23 protein-coding genes and 1 pseudogene are annotated in these 15,817 nt (G+C 65.6%); all 24 read left to right on the top strand.

The annotated features are described in order from the left end of the window. Positions 1-87 precede the first annotated feature (87 nt). The 24 genes and pseudogenes from A37E_RS0124220 to rpsN all read left to right on the top strand — a co-directional run bounded on the left by A37E_RS0124220 (position 88) and on the right by rpsN (position 15,811). Complete coding sequence (locus A37E_RS0124220) at positions 88-699, top strand: LemA family protein (protein ID WP_024278433.1); 612 nt, start codon at positions 88-90, stop codon at positions 697-699. A 28-nt stretch (positions 700-727) separates the two neighbouring features. Continuing rightward, positions 728-1,572 (top strand): annotated as a pseudogene (locus A37E_RS25630) (TPM domain-containing protein). A gap of 316 nt (positions 1,573-1,888) precedes the next feature. Beyond that, a complete protein-coding gene (locus tag A37E_RS27730; protein ID WP_348550901.1) occupies positions 1,889-2,317 on the top strand; it encodes a TPM domain-containing protein in 429 nt (142 codons plus the stop codon). A gap of 92 nt (positions 2,318-2,409) precedes the next feature. After that, on the top strand, positions 2,410-2,793 hold the full coding sequence (locus tag A37E_RS27105) for a hypothetical protein (RefSeq protein WP_156026415.1): 384 nt from the start codon (positions 2,410-2,412) through the stop codon (positions 2,791-2,793). 149 nt (positions 2,794-2,942) lie between these two features. Next, positions 2,943-3,926: a malate dehydrogenase gene (locus A37E_RS0124200; RefSeq protein ID WP_024278436.1), complete on the top strand. Its 984-nt coding sequence runs from the start codon at positions 2,943-2,945 to the stop codon at positions 3,924-3,926. 540 nt (positions 3,927-4,466) lie between these two features. Then, positions 4,467-4,838, top strand: coding sequence for a 30S ribosomal protein S12 (gene rpsL / locus A37E_RS0124195; protein ID WP_012113697.1), 372 nt, complete (start codon positions 4,467-4,469; stop codon positions 4,836-4,838). A 17-nt stretch (positions 4,839-4,855) separates the two neighbouring features. Further along, positions 4,856-5,326 carry a 30S ribosomal protein S7 gene (gene rpsG / locus A37E_RS0124190; protein WP_024278437.1) on the top strand — a complete coding sequence of 157 codons (471 nt, stop codon included), beginning with the start codon at positions 4,856-4,858 and terminating at the stop codon, positions 5,324-5,326. Positions 5,327-5,343: 17 nt separating this feature from the next. After that, positions 5,344-7,419 (top strand): elongation factor G, encoded by a 2,076-nt coding sequence (gene fusA, locus A37E_RS0124185; RefSeq protein ID WP_024278438.1) that lies wholly within the window; start codon positions 5,344-5,346, stop codon positions 7,417-7,419. Positions 7,420-7,484: 65 nt separating this feature from the next. Next, positions 7,485-8,675 (top strand): elongation factor Tu, encoded by a 1,191-nt coding sequence (tuf, locus tag A37E_RS0124180; protein WP_029557786.1) that lies wholly within the window; start codon positions 7,485-7,487, stop codon positions 8,673-8,675. Between the two features lie 65 nt (positions 8,676-8,740). Further along, entirely contained in the window at positions 8,741-9,049 is a 309-nt protein-coding gene (gene rpsJ, locus A37E_RS0124175) for a 30S ribosomal protein S10 (RefSeq protein ID WP_012113701.1), read from the top strand. 22 nt (positions 9,050-9,071) lie between these two features. Continuing rightward, positions 9,072-9,800 carry a 50S ribosomal protein L3 gene (rplC, locus tag A37E_RS0124170; RefSeq protein ID WP_024278440.1) on the top strand — a complete coding sequence of 243 codons (729 nt, stop codon included), beginning with the start codon at positions 9,072-9,074 and terminating at the stop codon, positions 9,798-9,800. Continuing rightward, positions 9,800-10,420 carry a 50S ribosomal protein L4 gene (rplD, locus tag A37E_RS0124165; protein WP_024278441.1) on the top strand — a complete coding sequence of 207 codons (621 nt, stop codon included), beginning with the start codon at positions 9,800-9,802 and terminating at the stop codon, positions 10,418-10,420. Before rplC ends, rplD begins: the two co-directional genes overlap by 1 nt. Beyond that, entirely contained in the window at positions 10,417-10,722 is a 306-nt protein-coding gene (locus A37E_RS0124160) for a 50S ribosomal protein L23 (RefSeq protein WP_024278442.1), read from the top strand. The genes rplD and A37E_RS0124160 overlap by 4 nt, the downstream gene beginning before the upstream one ends. Positions 10,723-10,747: 25 nt before the next feature. After that, on the top strand, positions 10,748-11,581 hold the full coding sequence (gene rplB / locus A37E_RS0124155; protein WP_029558960.1) for a 50S ribosomal protein L2: 834 nt from the start codon (positions 10,748-10,750) through the stop codon (positions 11,579-11,581). Between the two features lie 11 nt (positions 11,582-11,592). Further along, positions 11,593-11,871, top strand: a complete 279-nt coding sequence (gene rpsS / locus A37E_RS0124150; RefSeq protein ID WP_024278444.1) for a 30S ribosomal protein S19 — start codon at positions 11,593-11,595, stop codon at positions 11,869-11,871. A gap of 6 nt (positions 11,872-11,877) precedes the next feature. Next, complete coding sequence (rplV, locus tag A37E_RS0124145; RefSeq protein ID WP_038193664.1) at positions 11,878-12,258, top strand: 50S ribosomal protein L22; 381 nt, start codon at positions 11,878-11,880, stop codon at positions 12,256-12,258. Then, positions 12,258-13,010: a 30S ribosomal protein S3 gene (rpsC, locus tag A37E_RS0124140; protein WP_024278446.1), complete on the top strand. Its 753-nt coding sequence runs from the start codon at positions 12,258-12,260 to the stop codon at positions 13,008-13,010. The genes rplV and rpsC overlap by 1 nt, the downstream gene beginning before the upstream one ends. Positions 13,011-13,039: 29 nt before the next feature. Next, a complete protein-coding gene (gene rplP / locus A37E_RS0124135) occupies positions 13,040-13,453 on the top strand; it encodes a 50S ribosomal protein L16 (protein ID WP_024278447.1) in 414 nt (137 codons plus the stop codon). A gap of 10 nt (positions 13,454-13,463) precedes the next feature. After that, positions 13,464-13,676 carry a 50S ribosomal protein L29 gene (rpmC, locus tag A37E_RS0124130; protein WP_024278448.1) on the top strand — a complete coding sequence of 71 codons (213 nt, stop codon included), beginning with the start codon at positions 13,464-13,466 and terminating at the stop codon, positions 13,674-13,676. Positions 13,677-13,683: 7 nt separating this feature from the next. Then, entirely contained in the window at positions 13,684-13,932 is a 249-nt protein-coding gene (gene rpsQ / locus A37E_RS0124125; protein ID WP_024278449.1) for a 30S ribosomal protein S17, read from the top strand. Positions 13,933-14,124: 192 nt separating this feature from the next. Beyond that, complete coding sequence (gene rplN / locus A37E_RS0124120; RefSeq protein ID WP_024278450.1) at positions 14,125-14,493, top strand: 50S ribosomal protein L14; 369 nt, start codon at positions 14,125-14,127, stop codon at positions 14,491-14,493. Beyond that, on the top strand, positions 14,493-14,810 hold the full coding sequence (rplX, locus tag A37E_RS0124115; RefSeq protein ID WP_029558958.1) for a 50S ribosomal protein L24: 318 nt from the start codon (positions 14,493-14,495) through the stop codon (positions 14,808-14,810). Before rplN ends, rplX begins: the two co-directional genes overlap by 1 nt. Beyond that, positions 14,803-15,360 (top strand): 50S ribosomal protein L5, encoded by a 558-nt coding sequence (gene rplE / locus A37E_RS0124110; protein WP_029558957.1) that lies wholly within the window; start codon positions 14,803-14,805, stop codon positions 15,358-15,360. Before rplX ends, rplE begins: the two co-directional genes overlap by 8 nt. A gap of 145 nt (positions 15,361-15,505) precedes the next feature. Next, a complete protein-coding gene (gene rpsN, locus A37E_RS0124105; protein ID WP_024278453.1) occupies positions 15,506-15,811 on the top strand; it encodes a 30S ribosomal protein S14 in 306 nt (101 codons plus the stop codon). Positions 15,812-15,817: the final 6 nt, after the last annotated feature.

The following is a 15,817-nucleotide window of genomic DNA, read 5'->3' as shown; positions in this document are numbered from 1 at the left end:
CATCCGGATTGTCCCGGAACCTTTCTCGACCTTTGCCGTGTTATAAGCACGCCGCTGCCGGGATGCGGCGACAGGGGAGGGGCCACCATGTCCATCGTTCTTCGTGAATTTGCCCGCCTGCGGGCGCCGCTCTTCGCCATGCTGGCCGCGCTGACGCTGGCGGGCTGCGGCATCAATGTGATTCCCACCGAGGAGGAGCGCGCCAAGGCGGCGTGGAGCGAGGTGCTGAACCAGTACCAGCGCCGCTCCGACCTCATTCCCAATCTCGTCGAGACCGTGAAGGGCTACGCCGCCCAGGAGAAGGACGTGCTGACCTCGGTGATCGAGGCGCGCGCCAAGGCCACCTCCATCAAGGTCGATGCCTCCACCGTCACCGACCCGGCCCAGTTCAAGCAGTTCCAGGATGCGCAGGCGGGCCTGTCCTCCGCGCTGGGGCGGCTGATCGCGGTGTCGGAGGCCTATCCGGACCTGAAGTCCAACGCCAACTTCCTCGCCCTGCAATCGCAGATCGAGGGCACGGAGAACCGCATCGCGGTGGCGCGGCGCGATTATATCGAGGCGGTGCGGGTCTATAACACCGAGCTGAAGACCTTCCCGGGCGCCCTGTGGGCCGCCACCCTCTATCGCGCCTACAAGCCCATGGAGACCTTCACCATCTCCGAGCAGCAGATGCAGGTACCGAAGGTGAAGTTCAACTGAGCGGGGAGCGACGGCGATGGGCCACCAGATGGGCCGGCCGCGCGCCTTTGCGGTCCACAGACCGGTCGCGGGCTTCGCGCTCGTGCTGGCCGGCCTTCTGGCGCTGTGTCTCGCCGTCGCGCCCGTAGGCGTCGCCCCCGCCTGGGCGGAACTGACCTTCCCGCCCCTCACCGGGCGGGTGGTGGACGCCGCCCATGTGCTCGACCCCGCCACCCTTGCCGCGCTCGATGCCAAGCTGGCGGCGCAGGAGGCGAAGGCCACCGACCAGCTGGTCGTGGCCACCGTTCCTTCGCTGCAGGGCACCTCCATCGAGGATTACGCCAACCGCCTGTTCCGCACCTGGCAGATCGGGCAGGCGAAGAAGAACAATGGCGTGCTCCTCCTCGTCGCCCCCGCGGAGCGCAAGGTGCGCATCGAGGTGGGTTACGGCCTCGAAGGCATCCTGACCGACGCGGTGTCGGCCACCATCATCCGCAACGCCATCGTGCCCGCCTTCAAGTCCGGCGACATGGCGGCGGGCATCGTGAAGGGCACGGACGCCATCCTCGAAATCCTGAACCTCGACCCGGACGAGGCGAAGGCGCGGGCGAAACAGCTGGAATCCTCCGACTGGACCGAGGAGGAGGTGGACAACCTCATCTTCTTCGCGGTGATGGTCATCTTCATGGGCTTCATCATCTGGCGCGTCATGCGCGGCGGCGGGCCGGGCGGCCCTGCGGCCCGCAGGCGGCGCGGCGGCGCGGTGGCTGGCGGTCCGATCTCGTGGGAATGGGGCACCGGCAGCGGCTCCGGCTGGTCCGGCGGTTCCTCCGGCGGGGCTGGTCGGGCGGCGGCGGCTCCTCCGGTGGCGGCGGCGCGTCTGGGGATTGGTAGGCCCGCCCTTGCGATTTTACCGCGCACCTGCAAACTTCGGGCGCGCCAGTGCAGGGGAGGGGCTCGCGTGAACCAGCAATCCGCCACGACCGCCACGAGCACGACGACCACCACCCAGGATGCGGGCCGCTACGGCCTGCCGCAGCACGCGCTCCAGCGCATCGCCGAGGCGGTGACGCTGGCCGAGGGGAAGACATCGGCCGAGATCCGCGTGGTGGTGACGCGGGCGCCGCTGGTGCAGCACCCCTTCTTCTCCATCCTGTGGGCCTCGCTGGCGGCGCTGGTGCTGCCGTGGCTCATCGTCCTGGCCTATCCCATGCCGGCGCTCTCGGCGCTGGCGCTGCAAGCCACGCTGTTCGTCATTCTCGCCGCCGCGCTCCTCATGCCCGGAATGGCCGAGAAGGCGGTGCCCCGCCTCGCGCTCAAGGCGGCCGCCCGCAACGCGGCCATCGAGACCTTCCTGAGCTACGGCATCCCGCAGACCAAGGGCCGCACCGGCATCCTCATCTTCGCCGCCGCGCGCGAGCGCCTGGTGGAGGTGGTGGCGGACGATGCCGCGCACGGCCCGCTGGGCGCCGCCGCGTGGCGCGACATCTGCGATGCGGTGGCCGCCCGCGCCCGGCAGGGGAGCCTCGCCGAAGGGCTGGTCGCCGGCGTCGAGAAGGCCGGCGACCTCCTCGCCGGCCCCCTCCCGCGCAAGCCCGACGACCGCAACGAGATGCCCAATCACGTGGTGGTGCTGTAACAGCGGCGCCCTCGTCGGTTGTTTTATTTCTCGACGCTCTTTTTGGTTGTATTGTCCGGCCTGGCCGCCTTGAGGTGGTGGGGGAGGACATCATGCTGGTTACAGTCAATCCAGTGGACGCCAAGGGTCAGCGCTACAGCATCACGCTGGAGAAGACGGCGGGCGACAAGGGCTTCATCCGCATCGATCCCGATGGGCCCAAGGACGTGACCATCATCAAGCTCTACGACCTGAGGGCCAGCGGGCCTGCCGCCATTCTCTGCCGGGGTGATGTGTCGGGTCCCGACGTCACCGTCGCCTGCCGCCTGCTGCCCGCAGGGACGGACACGCCGCCGAAGCTCCATGTGGAGATCAGCGGCAGCCTCTTCGGGCTGTATGACGGCGTCTACGACTACGCGGTGACGCCGGAAGAGCTTGAGAGCACGCTCGCCTTTCTCAAGGCCGCCGCCTTTCCGCCGGTCCCGGCCAACGTCTGAAAGGGAAGCCCCGGCCCCGAGGCGCTTAGCCGAAGGTCGTGCGGCATGGCCGATTGAGGGGCCCGCGAGCGCCTTTCCATCGGCCGCGCCGCAGCATAGATTGCGCGCCCGAGCCTTCGGGGCTCATCCAAGGCAAAGGGCTTCTTCTCATGACCAAACCCGCCGTTCGCGTCGCAGTCACGGGCGCCGCCGGTCAGATTTGCTATTCTCTCCTTTTCCGCATCGCCAACGGCGACCTGTTCGGCAAGGATCAGCCGGTCATCCTCCAGCTTCTCGACCTCCCGCAGGCGCAGGGTGCCGTGAAGGGCGTGGTGATGGAGATCGAGGATTGCGCCTTCCCGAATTTCGCGGGCGTGGTCATCACCGATGATCCCAAGGTCGCCTTCAAGGACATCGACGCCGCGATTCTCGTGGGCGCCCGTCCCCGCTCGAAGGGCATGGAGCGCGCCGACCTCCTCTCCGCCAACGCCGAGATCTTCAAGGTCCAGGGCAAGGCGCTGAACGAGGTGGCCAAGCGCGACGTGAAGGTGCTGGTGGTCGGCAACCCGGCCAACACCAACGCCTACATCACCGCCAAGAGCGCCCCGGACCTGCCGGCCCGCAACATCACCGCCATGCTCCGCCTCGACCACAACCGCGCGCTGTCGCAGTTCGCGGCCAAGGCCGGCGTCGAGAGCAAGGACATCGAGAAGGTGGCGGTGTGGGGCAACCACTCCCCGACCATGTATGCCGACTACCGCTTCGCCACCGTGAAGGGCAAGCCGCTGCCGGAGCTCATCAACGACGAGACCTGGTATCGCGAGACCCTGCTGCCGACCGTCGGCAAGCGCGGCGCCGCCATCATCGAGGCCCGTGGCCTGTCGTCCGCGGCCTCCGCGGCCAATGCCGCCATCGACCACATGCATGACTGGATCCACGGCACCGCCGGCAAGTGGGTGTCCATGGGCGTGGCCTCCGATGGCTCCTACGGCGTGCCCGAGGGCATCGTTTTCGGCATGCCTGCCATCTGCACCGCGGGCGAGTACGAAGTGGTCCAGGGCCTGCCCATGGACGACTTCTCCAAGACCCAGTTCGACAAGACCCTCAAGGAGCTGCTGGAAGAGCGCGACGGCGTCGCCGCCCTCCTGGCCTGATTCCTTTCAGATCGCCCCCTCCCGCGCCGCGGGCGGGGGCATTTGTTAAAAAAACATGAATTGCCGGCAGGGTGGCGGCGATTTATGACGGCGGTCACGGCTTCGTAAGCCTCAAAGCCGCGTAATTACGGGAAAGTCGGCGCGTTCCTTATTGACGTTCGGCGACTCTCCGGTTAGAAGCAGCCCACTTTCGCGGCAGGCGGTCGGCGTCTGAGTGATTGTTCCCTTCGAAATCAGCGCTTCCAAGTGCTTGAAGGGCCAATCTTGAAGCCGAAACGCTGCCAGGAACAGCACTGCGATAACTTCAGGTGCATGATCGCGGCGCCGGCCGGGAAAAAAGCCCCGGTATAGCGCGTTGTGATCCTCTGTCGCGAGAAAGGCGTGTCTGCCCCCTTTTGGGCGGTGGACGGCGCCTTTCGTGTTCGTTGGTGCGAAGGGAATTCAGGCCCTTTCGGGGCCAGTCGTGGCGATCCTTCAAAAGGGTCGTCGAAATGAAGGAATGCGGCCGAGGCCGCAGATCAGGACGAGGCGAAGGCGTACATGCCGACGATCAACCAGCTGATCCGTAAGCCGCGCGAAGCGCAGAAGGCGCGCGACAAGGCGCCGGCGCTCCAGGCGAGCCCGCAGAAGCGCGGTGTTTGCACGCGCGTTTACACGACGACCCCGAAGAAGCCGAACTCGGCTCTTCGTAAGGTCGCCAAGGTGCGGCTCACCAACAGCTACGAAGTGATCGGCTACATCCCCGGTGAAGGTCACAACCTTCAGGAGCACTCCGTGGTGATGATCCGTGGCGGCCGCGTGAAGGATCTTCCCGGCGTGCGCTACCACATCCTGCGTGGCGTGCTGGATACCCAGGGCGTGAAGAACCGCAAGCAGCGCCGTTCGAAGTACGGCGCGAAGCGGCCGAAGTGATAGTGAGGATCTGAACGATGTCCCGTCGTCACAAGGCCGAGCGCCGCGAAGTCATCCCGGACGCCAAGTATGGCTCCACCACCCTGTCGCGCTTCATGAATTCCGTCATGCGCGACGGCAAGAAGTCGGTCGCCGAAGGCATCGTCTACGGCGCTCTCGACGTGGTTGAGGCCAAGGCGAAGCACGATCCGGTCGAGGTCTTCATCCAGGCGCTCGAGAACGTTGCTCCCGCGGTGGAAGTTCGCTCCCGCCGCGTCGGTGGCGCGACCTACCAGGTTCCGGTCGAGGTGCGCACCGAGCGTCGCCAGACCCTCGCGATCCGCTGGCTCATCGCCTCGGCCCGCGCCCGCAACGAGAAGACCATGGTGGAGCGTCTCTCCGCCGAGCTGCTCGATGCTGCCAACAATCGCGGCTCCGCCGTGAAGAAGCGCGAAGACACGCACCGGATGGCCGAAGCCAACCGCGCGTTCTCGCATTACCGCTGGTGATCGGAGAGGACTGAGCGATGCCCCGTACTCACGCGATCGAGGACTACCGCAACTTCGGCATCATGGCCCACATTGATGCCGGCAAGACCACGACCACCGAGCGGATCCTCTATTACACCGGCAAGAGCCACAAGATCGGTGAAGTCCATGATGGCGCTGCCACCATGGACTGGATGACCCAGGAGCAGGAACGCGGCATCACCATCACGTCTGCCGCGACGACCGCTATCTGGCAGGGCAAGCGCCTGAACATCATCGACACCCCCGGGCACGTGGACTTCACCATCGAGGTGGAGCGTTCGCTCCGCGTGCTCGACGGCGCCGTGTGCGTGCTGGACGGCAACCAGGGCGTCGAGCCGCAGACCGAGACCGTGTGGCGCCAGGCAGACAAGTACAACGTGCCGCGCGTCGTGTTCGTCAACAAGATGGACAAGATCGGCGCCGACTTCTACCGCTGCGTCGAGATGATCGTGGACCGAGTCGCCGGCAACCCGGTGTGCTGCCAGCTCCCGATCGGTTCCGAGAGCAACTTCAAGGGTATCATCGACCTCGTCCGCATGAAGGCGGTCGTGTGGGAAGATGAAGCCCTCGGCGCGAAGTACCATGACGAGGAGATCCCCGCGGATCTCGCCGACAAGGCCGCCGAATACCGCAACAAGCTGGTGGAAGCCGCCGTCGAGCTCGACGACGACGCCATGGCTGCCTATCTCGACGGCACCGAGCCGGACGAGGCGACCCTCAAGCGCCTGATCCGCCTCGCCGTCATCGGCCGCAAGTTCAATCCCGTGTTCTGCGGCTCTGCCTTCAAGAACAAGGGCGTGCAGCCCCTGCTCGACGCGGTGGTGGACTATCTGCCGTCGCCGATCGATCGCGGCGCGATCAAGGGCATCGACTTCAAGACCGAGGAAGACACCGTGCGTCTTCCCTCGGACGACGAGCCGACCTCCGTCCTCGCGTTCAAGATCATGGACGACCCGTTCGTCGGCACCATCACCTTCTGCCGCGTCTACGCCGGCAAGATGGAAACCGGCATGGGCCTGCTCAACTCCACCCGCGACAAGCGTGAGCGCGTCGGCCGGATGCTGCTGATGCACGCCAACAACCGGGAAGACATCAAGGAAGCCTATGCGGGCGACATCGTCGCCCTCGCCGGCCTCAAGGATGTGCGCACGGGTGATACCCTCTGCGATCCGGCCAAGGCCGTGATCCTGGAGAAGATGGAATTCCCCGAGCCGGTCATCGAGATCGCGATCGAGCCGAAGTCCAAGGCCGACCAGGAGAAGCTGGGCATCGCCCTGTCGAAGCTGGCTGCCGAGGATCCGTCCTTCCGCGTGTCGACCGACTTCGAGAGCGGCCAGACCATCCTCAAGGGGATGGGCGAACTGCACCTCGACATCAAGGTCGACATCCTGAAGCGCACCTACAAGGTGGACGCCAACATCGGCGCTCCGCAGGTCGCCTATCGTGAGACCCTCACGAAGAAGACCGAGGTGGACTACACCCACAAGAAGCAGACCGGTGGTACCGGCCAGTTCGCGCGGGTGAAGTTCACGGTGGAGCCGAACGAGGCCGGCAAGGGCTTCGCCTTCGAGAGCGCCATCGTCGGTGGCGCGGTGCCGAAGGAGTACATCCCGGGCGTCCAGAAGGGCCTCGAGAGCGTGCTTGGCGCCGGCGTGCTGGCGGGCTTCCCGGTGGTGGACGTCAAGGTGACGCTCACCGACGGCGCGTTCCACGAAGTGGACTCGTCGGCCCTGGCGTTCGAGATCGCGTCCCGCGCGGCGTTCCGTGAGGCCCTGCAGAAGGGCACCTCGGTGCTGCTGGAGCCGATCATGAAGGTCGAGGTGGTGACCCCGGAAGACTACACCGGCTCGGTCATCGGCGACCTGAATTCCCGTCGTGGCCAGATCCAGGGCCAGGACATGCGTGGCAATGCGAACGTCATCAACGCGATGGTGCCGCTGGCCAACATGTTCGGCTACGTGAACACCCTGCGCTCCTTCAGCCAGGGCCGCGCCACCTTCACCATGCAGTTCGACCACTACGAGCAGGTGCCGTCGAACGTCGCTCAGGAGGTCCAGGCCAAATACGCTTGAGCGTAGAGGCCTGAACCCCACCTCACCCTTTCGGATCCCGCCAGCGAGACCCAACGGAGAGTCCCATGGCCAAAGAGAAGTTCAACCGCTCGAAGCCGCACTGCAACATCGGCACGATCGGTCACGTTGATCACGGCAAGACGTCGCTGACGGCAGCGATCACGAAGATCCTTGCGGAGTCTGGCGGCGCGACGTTCACGGCGTACGACCAGATCGACAAGGCGCCGGAAGAGAAGGCGCGCGGCATCACGATCTCGACCGCTCACGTTGAGTACGAGACCAACAACCGCCATTACGCGCACGTCGACTGCCCCGGGCACGCCGACTATGTGAAGAACATGATCACCGGCGCGGCGCAGATGGACGGCGCGATCCTGGTGGTTTCGGCCGCCGACGGCCCGATGCCGCAGACCCGCGAGCACATTCTGCTCGCCCGTCAGGTCGGCGTTCCGGCGCTGGTGGTGTTCCTGAACAAGTGCGACATGGTCGACGATCCGGAGCTCCTGGAGCTCGTGGAGATGGAGGTGCGCGAGCTCCTCTCGAAGTACGACTTCCCCGGCGATGACATCCCGATCATCCGCGGCTCGGCGCTGGTTGCGCTGGAGAACGGCGATCCGGAGCTGGGCAAGAACGCGGTGCTGAAGCTGATGGAGGCGGTCGACGCCTACATCCCGCAGCCCGAGCGTCCCATCGACCTGCCGTTCCTGATGCCCATCGAGGACGTGTTCTCGATCTCCGGCCGTGGCACCGTGGTGACCGGCCGTGTCGAGCGCGGCATCATCAAGGTCGGCGAGGAAGTCGAGATCGTCGGCATTCGCCCGACCGTGAAGACGACCGTGACCGGCGTCGAGATGTTCCGCAAGCTGCTCGACCAGGGCCAGGCTGGCGACAACGTCGGCATCCTGCTGCGCGGCACCAAGCGCGAGGACGTGGAGCGTGGCCAGGTCGTGTGCAAGCCGGGTTCGGTGAAGCCGCACACCAAGTTCAAGGCCGAGGCCTACATCCTGACGAAGGAAGAGGGTGGTCGTCACACCCCTTTCTTCACCAACTACCGCCCGCAGTTCTACTTCCGCACGACGGACGTGACCGGCGTGTGCACGCTGCCCGAAGGCACCGAGATGGTGATGCCGGGCGACAACGTGTCGATGGACGTGCACCTGATCGTTCCGATCGCCATGGAGGAGAAGCTGCGCTTCGCCATCCGTGAAGGCGGCCGCACCGTCGGCGCCGGCGTCGTCGCTGCCATCATCGAGTGATCAACAAGAACGAAACGCGCTGCGCACCGGCGTGCGCGTTTCCTCTTCCTGGAGCCAATTGAGCCATGAACGGCCAGAACATTCGAATTCGCCTGAAGGCGTTCGATCACCGCATCCTCGATGCGTCGACGCGCGAGATCGTCGCCACGGCCAAGCGCACGGGCGCGCAGGTGCGCGGCCCGATCCCGCTGCCCACGCGGATCGAGAAGTTCACCGTCAACCGTTCGCCTCACATCGACAAGAAGTCGCGTGAGCAGTTCGAGATGCGCACCCACAAGCGCCTGCTCGATATCGTCGATCCGACGCCCCAGACGGTGGACGCGCTGATGAAGCTCGACCTCGCCGCCGGCGTTGACGTCGAAATCAAGCTCTGACGTGGTGCGAGGAGACACGACCATGCGGTCAGGCGTCATCGCACAGAAGGTCGGCATGACCCGCATCTTCACCGATGCTGGCGAGCACGTGCCGGTCACTGTGCTGAAGGTTGAGAGCTGCCAGGTGGTTGCCCACCGCACGCTCGACAAGAATGGCTACGTTGCGGTCCAGCTTGGTGCTGGCCGTCGCAAGCCCAAGAACGTGACCCGCGCCGAGCGCGGCCACTTCGCCGTGGCTCAGGTCGAGCCCAAGCGGAAGATGGCCGAGTTCCGCGTGCCGGAAGACGGGCTCATCCCCGTCGGTGCCGAGATCACCGCTGACCACTTCGTCGTGGGCCAGTATGTGGACGTCACCGGCACCACCATCGGCAAGGGTTTCGCCGGCGGCATGAAGCGCCACAACTTCGGTGGTCTTCGCGCGACGCACGGCGTTTCTATCTCGCATCGTTCGATCGGTTCGACCGGCGGTCGTCAGGACCCCGGCAAGACCTTCAAGAACAAGAAGATGCCCGGCCACATGGGTGACGTCACCGTCACCACCCAGAACCTGAAGGTCGTGATGACCGACGTCGAGCGCGGCCTCATCGCCGTCGAAGGCGCCGTTCCCGGCCATGCGGGTGGCTGGATCACCGTTCGCGACGCCGTGAAGAAGAGGTTGCCCGCCGAGGCCCCCAAGCCCGGCGCGTTCAAGCTCGGCAACGGTTCGGACGCGGCCCCCGCCGCCGAAGCCGCCAATGAGGAGGGCGCGTGATGGAACTCACCGTCAAGACGCTCGACGGCTCCGAAGCCGGCTCCGTGACCCTGTCGGACGCGATCTTCGGCCTCGAGCCGCGCGCCGACATCCTGCACCGTTGCGTCACCTGGCAGCTCTCGCGCCGCCAGGCCGGCACGCACCGCACCAAGGGCCGTTCGGAAATCAACCGCACGTCCAAGAAGCTGTACAAGCAGAAGGGCACCGGCAACGCCCGTCACGGCGCCGCGTCCGCTCCGCAGTTCCGCGGCGGCGGTCGTGCCTTCGGCCCGGTGGTGCGCTCGCACGCCATCGACCTGCCGAAGAAGGTCCGTGCCCTCGCGCTGAAGCATGCGCTCTCGTCGAAGGCGAAGGCCGAGCAGATCATCGTGCTCGACACCGCCAACCTCGCCGATCCCAAGACCAAGGCGCTCAAGGAGCGGCTTGAGAAGCTCGGCATCTCGTCCGTGCTGTTCGTGGACGGCGCCCAGGTGGAGCAGAACATCGCGCTCGCGGCGCGCAACCTGCCCTACGTGGACGTGCTGCCAATCCAGGGCATCAACGTCTATGACATCCTGCGCCGCGACACCCTGGTCCTGACCAAGGCCGCCGTGGATGCGCTGGAGGCGCGCTTCAAATGAGCTCGCGCAATATCGAACCGCGTCATTACGACGTGATCGTCTCGCCCGTCATCACCGAGAAGGCGACGACCGCGAGCGAGCAGAACAAGGTTGTCTTCAACGTCGCGAAGACTGCCACCAAGCCTTCCATCAAGGAGGCCGTGGAGAAGCTTTTCGACGTGAAGGTGAAGAGCGTGAATACGCTGGTCCGCAAGGGCAAGACGAAGATCTTCAAGGGCCGCAAGGGCGTCCAGAGCGACGTCAAGAAGGCGGTCGTGACCCTCGAAGAGGGCCAGAAGATCGACATCACCACGGGCCTCTGAGAGCCGAGGGGAACGGAATAAGACCATGGCGCTGAAGCATTTCAAGCCGGTCACGCCGAGCCTTCGCCAGCTCGTGATCGTGGACCGCTCCGGCCTCTACAAGGGCAAGCCGGTCAAGACCCTGACCGAGGGCAAGAGCTCCTCGGGCGGACGCAACAACAATGGTCGCATCACCGTCCGCTTCCGCGGCGGCGGCCACAAGCAGACCTACCGTCTGGTCGACTTCAAGCGCCTCAAGCGCGGGATGCCGGCGACGGTGGAGCGGCTGGAATACGATCCGAACCGCACCTCGTTCATCGCCCTCCTCAAGTACGAGGACGGTGAGCTCGCCTACATCCTGGCGCCGCAGCGTCTGGCGGTGGGCGATCAGGTGATCGCCGGCGACAGCGTGGACGTGAAGCCCGGCAATGCCGGCCCGCTGTCCTCGCTCCCGGTGGGCACGATCGTGCACAACGTCGAGCTGAAGATCGGCAAGGGTGGCCAGATCGCCCGCTCCGCCGGCACCTACGCGCAGATCGTGGGTCGCGACGAGGGCTACGTGATCGTGCGCCTGAACTCCGGCGAGCAGCGCCTCGTGCACGGTGCGTGCTACGCCACCGTGGGCGCGGTCTCCAACCCGGACCACATGAACATCTCGCTGGGCAAGGCGGGTCGCAGCCGCTGGCTCGGGCGGATGCCGCATAACCGCGGTGTCGTCATGAACCCGGTCGATCACCCGCACGGCGGCGGCGAAGGCCGTACCTCGGGCGGCCGTCATCCGGTCACGCCCTGGGGTATCCCGACCAAGGGCAAGAAGACCCGCAGCAACAAGGCGACGGACAAGTTCATCGTGTCCAGCCGCCACAAGCGCAAGAAGTGAGGGCCTGAGCTATGTCTCGCTCTGTCTGGAAGGGCCCGTTCGTCGACGGCTACATGCTGAAGAAGGCGGAAGCTGCCGCGGGCTCGGGCCGCCGCGATGTGATCAAGATCTGGAGCCGGCGCTCCACCATTCTGCCCCAGTTCGTGGGCTTAACCTTCGGCGTCTACAACGGTCACAAGCACGTGCCCGTGAATGTCACCGAGGACATGATCGGCCAGAAGTTCGGCGAGTTCGCTCCGACGCGGACTTACTACGGGCACGCGGCCGACAAGAAGTCGAAGCGGCGGTGATCGGTCATGGGTAAGCAGGCAAAGCCCCGCGCGCTCGCGGACAACGAAGCCAAGGCGGTGGCGCGCAACCTGCGCGTCTCGCCCCAGAAGCTCAACCTGGTCGCGGGCCTGATCCGCGGCAAGAAGGTGGCAACGGCGCTCGCCGATCTCGAGTTCTCTCACAAGCGGATCGCCCGCGACGTGAAGAAGTGCCTCGAGAGCGCGATCGCCAACGCCGAGAACAACCACGAGCTGGATGTCGACGATCTCATCGTCGCCGAGGCCCACGTGGGCAAGGGACTGGTCATGAAGCGGTTCTCGCCGCGGGCGCGCGGTCGCGCCTCGCGCATCGAGAAGCCCTTTGCCCACATCACCATCGTGGTGCGGGAAGTCGAGGAGCGGGCCTGATGGGTCAAAAGGTCAATCCGGTCGGGCTCCGGCTCGGCATCAACCGCACGTGGGACAGCCGCTGGTTCGCCAACAAGGGCGAGTACGGCAAGCTGCTCCACGAGGACATCAAGATCCGCGAGATGCTGATGAAGCAGCTCAAGCAGGCGGCGGTGTCCAAGGTGGTGATCGAGCGCCCGCACAAGAAGTGCCGCGTGACCATCTACTCGGGTCGTCCGGGCGTGGTCATCGGCAAGAAGGGCGCGGACATCGACAAGCTGCGCAAGAAGGTCTCCGAGATGACCAACTCGGAAGTCTTCATCAACATCGTCGAGATCCGGAAGCCGGAAATCGACGCGCGCCTTGTCGCCGAGTCCATCGCCCAGCAGCTGGAGCGCCGCGTGGCCTTCCGTCGCGCCATGAAGCGCGCCGTGCAGTCCGCCATGCGCCTCGGCGCGGAGGGCATCCGCATCAATTGCTCGGGCCGTCTCGGCGGCGCTGAGATCGCGCGCCTCGAATGGTACCGCGAAGGCCGCGTTCCGTTGCACACCCTGCGTGCGGACGTGGACTACGGCACCGCCACCGCCTTCACCACCTACGGCACCTGCGGTGTCAAGGTGTGGGTGTTCAAGGGCGAGATCCTCGAGCACGACCCCATGGCGCAGGACAAGCGCCAGGCCGAACAGGAAGCTGGTCCGTCGTCGCGTCCCCAGCGTCGCGAGCGCGGTGACCGCGATCGTGGCGACCGCGGCGACCGCGGCTCCCGGGCTTGACGGCCGGCTAGAGAGAAGGCGATCAAGCCATGCTGCAACCCAAGCGCACCAAGTTCCGCAAGCAGTTCAAGGGACGCATTCACGGCGTTGCCAAGGGCGGCACGGAATTGAACTTCGGCGAGTTCGGCCTCAAGGCCGTCGAGCCGGAGCGCGTGACTGCCCGCCAGATCGAGGCGGCCCGCCGCGCGCTCACCCGCCACATGAAGCGCGCCGGACGCGTCTGGATCCGGGTGTTCCCCGACGTCCCGGTGTCGGCCAAGCCCACGGAAGTCCGTATGGGCAAGGGCAAGGGCGCGCCCGAGTATTGGGCGGCCCGCGTCAAGCCGGGCCGTATCATGTTCGAGATCGATGGGGTAAGCGTCGAGCTCGCTCGCGAGGCGTTGACCCTCGCGGCGGCCAAGCTGCCCATCAAGACGCGCTTCATCCAGCGCATCGCCGAGTGAGGAGAGGCTCATGAAAGCCGAGGACGTTCGGGCCCTCAGCCCCGATCAGCTCGCTGATGAGCTGCTGAAGCTGAAGAAGGAGCAGTTCAACCTGCGCTTCCAGAAGGCGACAGGCCAGCTCGAGAATACCGCGCGGTCCAAGCAGATCCGCCGCGACATCGCGCGGATCAAGACCGTGCAGACCGACAAGCGCACCGGTTCGCCGGTGCAGAAGGCGAAGTGAGGAAGCGATGCCGAAGCGCGTGCTCCAGGGCGTCGTGGTGAGCGACAAGACTGACAAGACCGTGGTGGTCCGGGTGGAGCGGCGCTTCACCCACCCGCTGCTCAAGAAGACCGTGCGCCGGTCCAAGAAGTATCATGCCCACGATGAGGCCAATAACTGGCACGTGGGCGATACGGTGTGGATCGAGGAGCACCGTCCGATCTCGAAGCTGAAGAACTGGATCGTGATCCAGGGCGAAAAGCGCGCCGAGGTCTGATAAGAGAATTTCCCGTCCGGATGGATCGTCCGGCCGGGAGGGCTCCGGTGCCGGGTCCGTCGATCGTCCCAAGGGGGGATCGAGTGGAGACCGCACCGCGGCAACACCGTGTTCCGATGAGCGGGCACGGCGAACAAGGGTTGAGGCAATGCCGGTGCGCCGGCGGCGCTGGATGACGAGAACAGGTGCGTCATGATCCAGATGCAGACCAATCTCGACGTGGCGGACAATTCCGGCGCCCGTCGCGTCATGTGCATCAAGGTACTTGGCGGCTCGAAGCGGAAGTATGCCCACGTCGGCGACATCATCGTGGTGTCCGTCAAGGAGGCGATCCCGCGCGGCCGCGTGAAGAAGGGCGACGTGATGAAGGCCGTGGTGGTTCGCACCGCCAAGGACATCCGTCGCGTGGACGGCTCGGTCATCCGCTTCGACAAGAACGCGGCCGTGCTGATCAACAACAACAAGGAGCCGGTGGGCACCCGCATCTTCGGACCGGTTCCGCGCGAGCTGCGCTCCAAGAACCACATGAAGATCATCTCGCTGGCGCCGGAGGTGCTGTGATGGCCGCGAAGATCAAGAAGGGCGACAAGGTCGTCGTCCTCGCCGGCCGCGACAAGGGCCGCACCGGCGAGGTCATTCAGGTGATGCCGAAGGACGAGAAGGCTCTCGTGCGCGGCGTGAATATCGTGAAGCGTCACCAGCGCCAGTCGGCGAACCAGGAAGGCGGGATCATCTCCAAGGAGGCTCCCATCCACCTGTCGAACGTCGCCATTGCCGACCCCAAGGACGGCAAGCCGACCCGCGTCGGCTTCGAGGTGCTGGATGACGGACGCAAGGTCCGCGTGGCCAAGCGTTCCGGGGAGAGGATCGATGGCTGAGGCGACCTACAACGCGCGGCTGCGCACCTTCTATGAAGAGGTGGTGCGGCCGAAGATGATCGAGCAGTTCGGCTACAAGAACCCCATGGAAGTGCCGGTCATCGACAAGATCGTCATCAACATGGGCGTGGGCGAAGCCACCGCCGACACCAAGAAGGTGACGACCGCCGCTGCGGACCTCGCCCAGATCGCCGGCCAGAAGCCGGTCATCACCCGGGCCCGCAAGGCGATCTCGAACTTCAAGCTGCGCGAGAACCAGCCGGTCGGCGCGAAGGTCACCCTTCGCAAGACCCGCATGTACGAGTTCATGGACCGGCTCGTGACCGTGGCTCTGCCCCGCGTCCGCGACTTCCGCGGCCTGAACCCGAAGAGCTTCGACGGCCGCGGCAACTATGCCATGGGCGTGAAGGAGCACATCGTGTTCCCCGAGATCAACTACGACCGCGTCGAGCAGATCTGGGGCATGGACATCATCGTGTGCACCACGGCGAAGACCGATGAGGAAGCCCGCGCGCTTCTGAAGGCCTTCAACTTCCCCTTCCGCCAGTGAGCGGGTATGAGAGGCGCTTCGCTCGAAGCGCCTCTTCGGTTCCGGCTCATGGCCGGGGCCGGACGACGAGACGAGTGAGGATGTGATTTTCCGGCCGTGAGGGGCTCAGGTCGAGCTGCTCAGACGCGGAGAACAGGAGCTTAAGATGGCGAAGAAAAGCGCGATCGAGACGAACGAGCGCCGCCGCAAGCTGGCCACTGGCCAGGCGGCGAAGCGCGCGCGTCTGAAGGCGATCGTGAATGACAAGACCCTGCCGATCGAGGAGCGCTTCCAGGCGACCCTCAAGCTGGCGGAAATGCCGCGCAACGGCGCGAAGATCCGGATCCGCAACCGCTGCGAGGTGACTGGCCGTCCGCGTGCCTTCTACCGCAAGCTCAAGATGAGCCGTATCGCGCTGCGCGAGCTGGGTAACCAGGGCATGGTTCCTGGCCTCGTGAAGTCGAGCTGGTGAGGAGGG

This window comes from Xanthobacter sp. 91, from assembly GCF_000702385.1.
Taxonomy (GTDB): Bacteria; Pseudomonadota; Alphaproteobacteria; order Rhizobiales; family Xanthobacteraceae; genus Xanthobacter; species Xanthobacter aminoxidans.
The sequence above is the reverse complement of the archived record's forward strand: the minus strand, read 5'-3'. Positions and strand labels throughout refer to the sequence as shown.

Bases quoted from the DNA above. Each gene is read 5' to 3' on its own strand.
- A37E_RS0124220 (WP_024278433.1), top strand. From the start codon at position 88: ATGTCCATCGTTCTTCGTGAATTTGCCCGCCTGCGGGCGCCGCTCTTC.
- A37E_RS27730 (WP_348550901.1), top strand. From the start codon at position 1,889: ATGCCGGCGCTCTCGGCGCTGGCGCTGCAAGCCACGCTGTTCGTCATT.
- A37E_RS27105 (WP_156026415.1), top strand. From the start codon at position 2,410: ATGCTGGTTACAGTCAATCCAGTGGACGCCAAGGGTCAGCGCTACAGC.
- A37E_RS0124200 (WP_024278436.1), top strand. From the start codon at position 2,943: ATGACCAAACCCGCCGTTCGCGTCGCAGTCACGGGCGCCGCCGGTCAG.
- rpsL (WP_012113697.1), top strand. From the start codon at position 4,467: ATGCCGACGATCAACCAGCTGATCCGTAAGCCGCGCGAAGCGCAGAAG.
- rpsG (WP_024278437.1), top strand. From the start codon at position 4,856: ATGTCCCGTCGTCACAAGGCCGAGCGCCGCGAAGTCATCCCGGACGCC.
- fusA (WP_024278438.1), top strand. From the start codon at position 5,344: ATGCCCCGTACTCACGCGATCGAGGACTACCGCAACTTCGGCATCATG.
- tuf (WP_029557786.1), top strand. From the start codon at position 7,485: ATGGCCAAAGAGAAGTTCAACCGCTCGAAGCCGCACTGCAACATCGGC.
- rpsJ (WP_012113701.1), top strand. From the start codon at position 8,741: ATGAACGGCCAGAACATTCGAATTCGCCTGAAGGCGTTCGATCACCGC.
- rplC (WP_024278440.1), top strand. From the start codon at position 9,072: ATGCGGTCAGGCGTCATCGCACAGAAGGTCGGCATGACCCGCATCTTC.
- rplD (WP_024278441.1), top strand. From the start codon at position 9,800: ATGGAACTCACCGTCAAGACGCTCGACGGCTCCGAAGCCGGCTCCGTG.
- A37E_RS0124160 (WP_024278442.1), top strand. From the start codon at position 10,417: ATGAGCTCGCGCAATATCGAACCGCGTCATTACGACGTGATCGTCTCG.
- rplB (WP_029558960.1), top strand. From the start codon at position 10,748: ATGGCGCTGAAGCATTTCAAGCCGGTCACGCCGAGCCTTCGCCAGCTC.
- rpsS (WP_024278444.1), top strand. From the start codon at position 11,593: ATGTCTCGCTCTGTCTGGAAGGGCCCGTTCGTCGACGGCTACATGCTG.
- rplV (WP_038193664.1), top strand. From the start codon at position 11,878: ATGGGTAAGCAGGCAAAGCCCCGCGCGCTCGCGGACAACGAAGCCAAG.
- rpsC (WP_024278446.1), top strand. From the start codon at position 12,258: ATGGGTCAAAAGGTCAATCCGGTCGGGCTCCGGCTCGGCATCAACCGC.
- rplP (WP_024278447.1), top strand. From the start codon at position 13,040: ATGCTGCAACCCAAGCGCACCAAGTTCCGCAAGCAGTTCAAGGGACGC.
- rpmC (WP_024278448.1), top strand. From the start codon at position 13,464: ATGAAAGCCGAGGACGTTCGGGCCCTCAGCCCCGATCAGCTCGCTGAT.
- rpsQ (WP_024278449.1), top strand. From the start codon at position 13,684: ATGCCGAAGCGCGTGCTCCAGGGCGTCGTGGTGAGCGACAAGACTGAC.
- rplN (WP_024278450.1), top strand. From the start codon at position 14,125: ATGATCCAGATGCAGACCAATCTCGACGTGGCGGACAATTCCGGCGCC.
- rplX (WP_029558958.1), top strand. From the start codon at position 14,493: ATGGCCGCGAAGATCAAGAAGGGCGACAAGGTCGTCGTCCTCGCCGGC.
- rplE (WP_029558957.1), top strand. From the start codon at position 14,803: ATGGCTGAGGCGACCTACAACGCGCGGCTGCGCACCTTCTATGAAGAG.
- rpsN (WP_024278453.1), top strand. From the start codon at position 15,506: ATGGCGAAGAAAAGCGCGATCGAGACGAACGAGCGCCGCCGCAAGCTG.